The 7,139-nt window shown below is 60.0% G+C and carries 5 protein-coding genes; 2 read left to right on the top strand and 3 right to left on the bottom strand.

Going from position 1 to position 7,139, the window contains the following annotated elements; translation table 11 throughout:
- Positions 1 to 859: FMN-binding glutamate synthase family protein (locus tag HEP69_RS08350; protein WP_290558092.1), on the top strand; the 859-nt coding region annotated here is incomplete at its 5' end.
- An 83-nt stretch (positions 860 to 942) separates the two neighbouring features.
- Positions 943 to 2,271, top strand: a complete 1,329-nt coding sequence (gene glnT, locus HEP69_RS08345; protein ID WP_290558091.1) for a type III glutamate--ammonia ligase — start codon at positions 943 to 945, stop codon at positions 2,269 to 2,271.
- 361 nt (positions 2,272 to 2,632) lie between these two features.
- On the opposite strand, the gene HEP69_RS08340 is transcribed toward glnT, so the two are convergent.
- From HEP69_RS08340 to HEP69_RS08330, 3 genes are all read right to left on the bottom strand, one after another.
- Positions 2,633 to 3,787, bottom strand: a complete 1,155-nt coding sequence (locus HEP69_RS08340; RefSeq protein ID WP_290558090.1) for an iron-containing alcohol dehydrogenase — start codon at positions 3,785 to 3,787, stop codon at positions 2,633 to 2,635.
- A gap of 10 nt (positions 3,788 to 3,797) precedes the next feature.
- Positions 3,798 to 5,285 (bottom strand): glycerol kinase GlpK, encoded by a 1,488-nt coding sequence (gene glpK, locus HEP69_RS08335; RefSeq protein WP_290558089.1) that lies wholly within the window; start codon positions 5,283 to 5,285, stop codon positions 3,798 to 3,800.
- Positions 5,286 to 5,390: 105 nt separating this feature from the next.
- Positions 5,391 to 7,115 carry an ABC transporter substrate-binding protein gene (locus tag HEP69_RS08330; protein ID WP_290558088.1) on the bottom strand — a complete coding sequence of 575 codons (1,725 nt, stop codon included), beginning with the start codon at positions 7,113 to 7,115 and terminating at the stop codon, positions 5,391 to 5,393.
- Between the last annotated feature and the right edge of the window lie 24 nt (positions 7,116 to 7,139).

Here is a 7,139-nt window from a genome sequence, read left to right as displayed (position 1 = left end):
TGGGGCTAGGTTTTGTTGGGGGGGGGGCAAGCAGGAGGCGGCGGACGGAATGTGGAGAGGTCCCGGAGGCTCGGAGCTGTGGATGAGAACCAACCCCAAGGGGATCGACCAACGCTCTGCGTGTCGTCATCCTGACTGGACCGGGCCGGACGATCTTGAAATCAAGATCCTCGAACTGCGCGAAATCACCGGCTGGAAAGTGCCAATCTACGTCAAGGTCGCCGGGTCGCGCCCTTATTATGATACAACCCTTGCGATCAAAGCCGGTGCGGATGCCGTCGTTCTGGACGGCATGCAAGGCGGTACAGCGGCAACGCAGGATGTCTTTATCGAACATGTTGGCCAACCGACGCTTGCGATCATCCGCCCCGCGGTTCAGGCCCTTCAGGATCTTGGGATGCACCGCAAGGTGCAACTCATCCTGTCGGGTGGCATTCGGTCCGGCGCGGATGTGGCCAAGGCGATGGCGCTTGGCGCGGATGCGGTTGCGATCGGCACAGCCGCGCTGATTGCCCTTGGCGACAATGATCCAAAATATGAAGCCGAGTACAACACGTTGGGCACCACGGCCGGAGCCTATGACGACTGGCACGAGGGTTTGGATCCGGCAGGTATCACAACGCAGGACCCCGAGCTGATGGCGCGTTTCGATCCGATTGAGGGCGGGCGGCGGCTGCGCAATTACCTCAAGGTGATGACGCTGGAGGCTCAGACCATCGCGCGGGCCTGCGGTAAGAACCACTTGCACAACCTCGAGCCAGAGGACCTTTGCGCATTGACGATGGAAGCCGCGGCAATGGCCAAAGTTCCGTTGGCTGGAACCGACTGGTATCCGGGAAAGCCCGGCGGCGGCTACTGAACCAAACACAAAGGCGCGGCAGAGCATCTGCCCGCGCCTTTTTTGCATCGCAGACAGATAATGACGACAGGGGAAATTATAACATGGCTACCGATCTGGCAAAGTTCGCCGAAGACAACGGCATCAAATACTTCATGATTTCGTTCACCGATCTATTCGGCGGTCAGCGTGCCAAACTGGTACCGGCACCTGCGATTGCGGACATGCAGGCAGAGGGCGCGGGCTTTGCCGGATTCGCCACCTGGCTTGATCTGACGCCAGCACATCCAGATATGCTGGCCGTCCCGGACCCCGAAGCTGTCATTATCCTGCCCTGGAGCCGGGATATTGCCTGGGTGCCGGCTGATTGCGTCATGGAAGGCCAACCCGTCGCGCAAGCGCCCCGCAACGTGTTGCGCAAGCTGATCGCCGAAGCAGCTGAAGAGGGTCTGCACGTCAAGACGGGAATCGAAGCCGAATTCTTCCTTCTCACCCCAGAGGGCGACCAAATCTCTGACCCGTTCGATACCGCGGCCAAACCATGCTATGATCAACAGGCCTTTATGCGCAGGCTCGATGTGATCCGCGAGATCAGCGATTACATGTTGGAAATGGGCTGGAACCCCTATCAGAATGACCATGAAGATGCGAACGGCCAGTGGGAAATGAACTGGGAGTTCGATGATGTTCTGAAGACAGCCGACAAGCACAGCTTCTTCAAGTTCATGACCAAATGTGTCGCCGAAAAGCATGGCCTGCGCGCCACCTTCATGCCCAAGCCCATCGAAGGTCTGACGGGTAATGGGTGCCATGCTCATATCTCGGTCTGGGATGCTCCTGGTGCCAAGGCCAAAACCAACGTGTTCGCAGGCGACGGGGACGGGCCCACCGGCGAAGTTGGTCTCTCCGAGCGCGGCAAACACTTCCTGGGCGGGATCATGGCGCATGCCTCTGCCCTGGCAGCGATTACCAATCCGACGGTCAACAGCTACAAACGCATCAACGCACCGCGCACCACTTCTGGCGCAACATGGGCCCCCAATACCGTCACTTGGACCGGCAACAACCGCACACATATGGTGCGCGTCCCGGGGCCCGGCCGGTTCGAGCTACGCCTGCCCGACGGCGCGACCAACCCTTACCTGCTTCAGGCCGTGATCATCGCTGCGGGCCTGGATGGTATCCGCACCCAAGCTGATCCGGGCAAGCGTTACGACATTGACATGTATGCCGAAGGTCACACGGTGCGTGAAGCGCCGAAGCTGCCGCTGAATATGCTGGATGCGCTGCGCGAATACGACAAGGACATGAGGTTGAAAGACGCGATGGGTCAGGAGTTTTCCGCTGCGTATATCAAGATGAAGATGCGGGAATGGGATTCCTTCGTCTCCCATTTCTCACAATGGGAAAAGACCAACACGCTCGATATCTAGACCCTGAACTCCGCGTCGGCCCCTCGTTTGGCTCTGTTGCATTACAGGGTTTGACTGCAAGGGTCGGGCGGAACTTCATGGAGTTTACCATGGCTCGCGGCGATCCATTCAAGCAGCGCCATTTTCCAAAGGGATGCAGTCCACTGGTACTGCAGTTACCCGGCACAATCCGGAGCTTACCTTTCGACGCACACGGCATGCGCGGCGCGCGACTGGCAAGATCTCGAATCTCAGATATGTCGACACTTGGAGGACCGGTGCGTCGCGGCCCGGGGATCTTTCCGATCTGTGCCGGGGTCTGGGCAACCGCGTAATCGTCGCCGGGACGCCATAGCCCAAGGCGGTGAAGGTTCGGGAGGGGCTAAAGCGCCGACCGCAGGATACTCTCATAGGCGCCGATCTTTAGCGGCACCGCGTTTTTCTGGCTGGACGATGCCCCGGCCGAGTGTTCCGCCAGCGACGGGATGGCCTCGTCCCGCACACCCAGATCCGCCAGACGCGGCAAGCCTTGGATATCTTGCCAGGTTTCCAGACCAGACAGAGCATCTCTGCCCGGCGCTGGCGGAAAGACGCTGTCAATCGCCGCCATGCAGGTTTGCAAACGCGCGTGGGTGTCTGATCGCGCTGCACAAGCGGATAGGTTCTGCCGCAGAACCGGCAACAGCAAGCGGCCACACAGCGCACCATGCGGTGCCCCATACCGCCCGCCAAGCACCGATGCCACGCCATGCGCGGCACCGAGGCCCGAGTTTGCAAGGGCGATCCCACTTGCCAGACTGACCCATGCCAGATCGCGCCAAGCACCCATGTCATTGGTCTCCAGAACCTGTTTCAGCGCGCGCAGCCCGAGGCGGATGTTCGGGGCTGTCAACGCATCCGAAAAAGGCGTGGCCGCGGTCGATGTATATGCTTCGATCGTCTGAACAACCGCATCAAGCCCCGAAGAGAGCACTGTCGCCGATGGTGCCGAGGGCAACAACACAGGATCCACCAACGCATGGGCTGCATAGAGACCATCGCCACGCAGGCTGACCTTTGCGCGCTTTGACGGGACATCCAGAACGGCGTTCGATGTCACCTCCGCCCCGGTTCCGGCAGTTGTCGGGATAGCCACAAAAGGCACAGGGCTCGTCCTGCTCAAGAGCGGGCCTGGCAGAACATCTGAAAACGTGTCCGTCAAGTGGATGTCATGCCCCAGGCAGAACGCAACCGCCTTGCCGGTATCGATCACCGATCCGCCACCGCAGGCCACCACCACGTCAATGTCTTGCCCCGCAAATGCTTTGACAGCGTCATTCACCGATGCCACCGACGGCTCTCCGGCACAGGCAAGTTGATGCACCGACAGCCCCTGATTTTCCAGCGCGGTCACGATCGGTTGGGAGGCGACACCTTTCGCACCGCGCAGAACCGCCACGCGACGGGCGGTCCGGGGCAGAACGTCACCGACCTGTGCGCTGATCCCATCGCCAAACTGAACCCGGGTTGGCACCCGCAAGGAAAAGGGATCTCGCATGTGCCGGTGCTCAGAACGCCATCGCTGCGTGAACGGCGCGCTGCCAGGATGCATATTTCTGCGACCGGATGTCCGGTGAAAGGCCAGGTGTGAACTGGCGATCCAGCGCCCATTGGGTTGCAAATTCCTCCTGTCCCGGAAGGGCATCCACTTGCATCCCGGCAAGCCACGCAACACCCAGAGCGGTGGTCTCTAGAATCTTGGGCCGGTCCACCGGAGCCCCGATAATGTCGGCGAGGAACTGTATGGTCCAGTCCGACGCGCTCATCCCGCCATCCACGCGCAATACCTGATTTGCCTTCTCCGACGGCCAGTCGGCGCGCATGGCCTCCAGCAGATCCCGGGTTTGAAAGCCAACACTTTCCAACGCAGCCCGCGCGATCTCCTCGGGTCCGGTATTGCGGGTCAGCCCGAAAATGGCACCACGGCAATCGGGGTTCCAATAGGGCGCGCCCAGCCCGGTGAAGGCAGGCACCATCATGACCGATTGCGATGGATCGGCGCGTTCGGCCAGAGGTTGGGTGTCAGACGCTTCGCGGATCATCTTCAACCCGTCACGCAGCCATTGGACAACCGCGCCTGCGATGAAGATCGACCCTTCCAACGCATAGGTTGGCTTGCCGTCCAACTGATAAGCGATGGTGGTCAGCAGCTTGTTTGTCGAGGTAACTGCCACATCCCCGGTGTTGAGCAAAGCAAAACATCCGGTGCCATACGTTGATTTCATCATGCCCGGCTCAAAACAGGCCTGTCCCAGCGTCGCGGCCTGTTGATCGCCCGCGACACCGCGAATGGGAATGGCACGACCAAAAAGATCACTGCGGCACAGTCCGAAATCGGCGGCACAGTCCTTGACCTGGGGCAGCATCGCCATCGGGATATCCATCAGATCGCAAATCGTCCGGCTCCATCTGCCCTTGCGAATATCATAAAGCATGGTGCGCGCGGCGTTCGTGGCATCCGTGGCGTGGACCTTGCCACCGGTCAGCTTCCAGATCAGATAACAATCGACCGTTCCAAACAGCAGCTCACCGCGCGCGGCGGCATCCCGCGCACCGTCTGTGTTATCGAGGATCCATTTCAGCTTGGTGGCCGAGAAATAGGGGTCCAGCAGAAGGCCCGTGCGGTCCGACACCATGTCCGCATGGCCTACTTCCTGTAAGGCGCGGCAATACTCGGCCGTGCGGCGGTCTTGCCAAACGATGGCGTTATAGACGGGCCGCCCGGTGTTTCGGTTCCAGACAACCGTTGTCTCCCGTTGATTGGTGATCCCGATCGAGACGATTTCGCGCGCATCGATTGAGGCCCGCTCAATCGCGGAGCGCGAGGTTCCGGCGGTACTGGCCCAGAGATCTTCGGGGTTATGTTCGACCCAGCCCGATTGCGGGAAGATCTGGGGGAATTCCTCTTGCGCCACGGCAATCGGCGTCAGGGTTTTGTCGAACAGGATGGCGCGTGACGATGTCGTGCCCTGATCAATCGAAAGAACGTAAGTCATGGCGTGAACTCTGGTAAAAGGGTGGGATAGCCTCGCCAAAGGTTATCCCGAAAACGGAACGGGGCGCAAAACATGCGCCCCGCCCCTTGGGAGAAACCCCCGGATCTATTGATTCCAGGACTGGATCAGCTCGTCATAGGCGACGGTCTTGGGCTCTTCGTCCTCGTTCTCCAGTTTCGGGAACGGCGCGCCGGGCTGCGCGAACCAGTGTTCGGCCCCCAGTTCTTCGTTCATGACAGGACCCAGATCACCCTGAACACCGGCCCGCTCCAGACGGATCAGAACAGCCTCTTGTGCTTCGCAGAGCGCATCGAGCGCTTCTTGTGCGGTCTTCTGGCCGGACATCGCATCACCGATGTTCTGCCACCACAGCTGTGCCAGACGCGGATAGTCTGGGACATTGGTGCCAGTCGGCGACCATGCGACCCGCGCGGGCGAGCGGTAGAATTCCACCAGACCGCCCAGCTTGTCGGCGCGTTCGGTGAAGTGGTCCGAGTTGATTGTGCTTTCTCGGATGAACGTCAGGCCCACATCGGATTTCTTCAGATCGACGGTTTTGGACGTCACGAACTGAGCATAGAGCCAGGCCGCCTTGGCGCGATCCACAGGCGTGGACTCCATCAATGTCCAGGATCCGGCATCCTGATACCCGACCTTCTGGCCTTCTTTCCAGTATACCCCATGCGGCGAGGGGGCCATGCGCCATTTCGGCGTGCCGTCCTCGTTCATCACGGGGAGGCCGGGTTCCACCGTTGCTGCGGTAAAGGCGGTGTACCAGAACATCTGCTGGGCGATGTTGCCTTGCGCAGGAAGCGGACCGGCTTCGGAGAAGGTCATGCCAGCCGCTGCCGGGGGTGAGTATTTCTCAAGCCACTCGATGGCCTTTTCGACAGCATAGACCGCCGCAGGCGCATTCGTGGCCCCGCCGCGCGCGACGCATGAGCCCACCGGCTGCGAGTTTTCGTTCACCCGAATGCCCCATTCGTCAACGGGCAGGCCGTTCGGCTCACCGACATCGCCCATGCCAGCCATGGACATCCACGCATCGGTGTAGCGCCAGCCCAGCGAGGGGTCTTTCTTGCCGTAATCCATGTTGCCAAAGACTTCGCCTTCGACACCCATGTGGCTCAGATCCCGACCGGTAAAGAACTCCGCAATGTCCTCATAGGCCGACCAGTTGACCGGTACGCCCAGCTCATAGCCATAGGCGGCTAGGAAATCGGCCTTGTTCTTTTCGTCGTTGAACCAGTCATAGCGGAACCAGTACAGGTTCGCGAATTGCTGCGTGGGCATCTGGTACAGCTTGCCATCGGGTCCGGTGGTAAAGCTGAGGCCGATGAAGTCCTCCAGATCCAGCGTCGGCAGCGTCACATCCGCGCCCTCGCCCGCCATCCAGTCGGTCAGGTTGCGCACCTGCTGATAACGCCAGTGCGTGCCGATCAGATCCGAGTCGTTGACATATGCATCATAGATATTCTCGCCCGACTGCATCTGGGTTTGCAGCTTTTCAACCACGTCGCCTTCACCGATCAGGTCATGGGTGACCTGAATGCCGGTGATCGCGGTGAAGGCAGGCGCCAGCACCTGGCTTTCATACTCATGCGTTGTGATTGTTTCGGAAACGACCTTGATGTCCATCCCCTGGAACGGGGCCGCAGCATCGATGAAGAATTGCATTTCTGCTTCTTGTTCCGCACGCGAGAGAACGGACATGCCCGCAATCTCGGTATCGAGGAACTCCCTCGCGGCATCCATGTCGGCGAATGTCGGCGATGCTGACAGTGTCAGCGCCACGGCAATCGCTGTGGATGTTCTGAGTGACAAGTTCATGTGTTACCTCCCTGGTTGAACTTC

Origin of the sequence: Aestuariivita sp., assembly GCF_021404545.1 — a bacterium.
Lineage (GTDB): Bacteria > Pseudomonadota > Alphaproteobacteria > Rhodobacterales > Rhodobacteraceae > Aestuariivita.
This window is presented reverse-complemented; position numbering and strand designations above follow the sequence as displayed.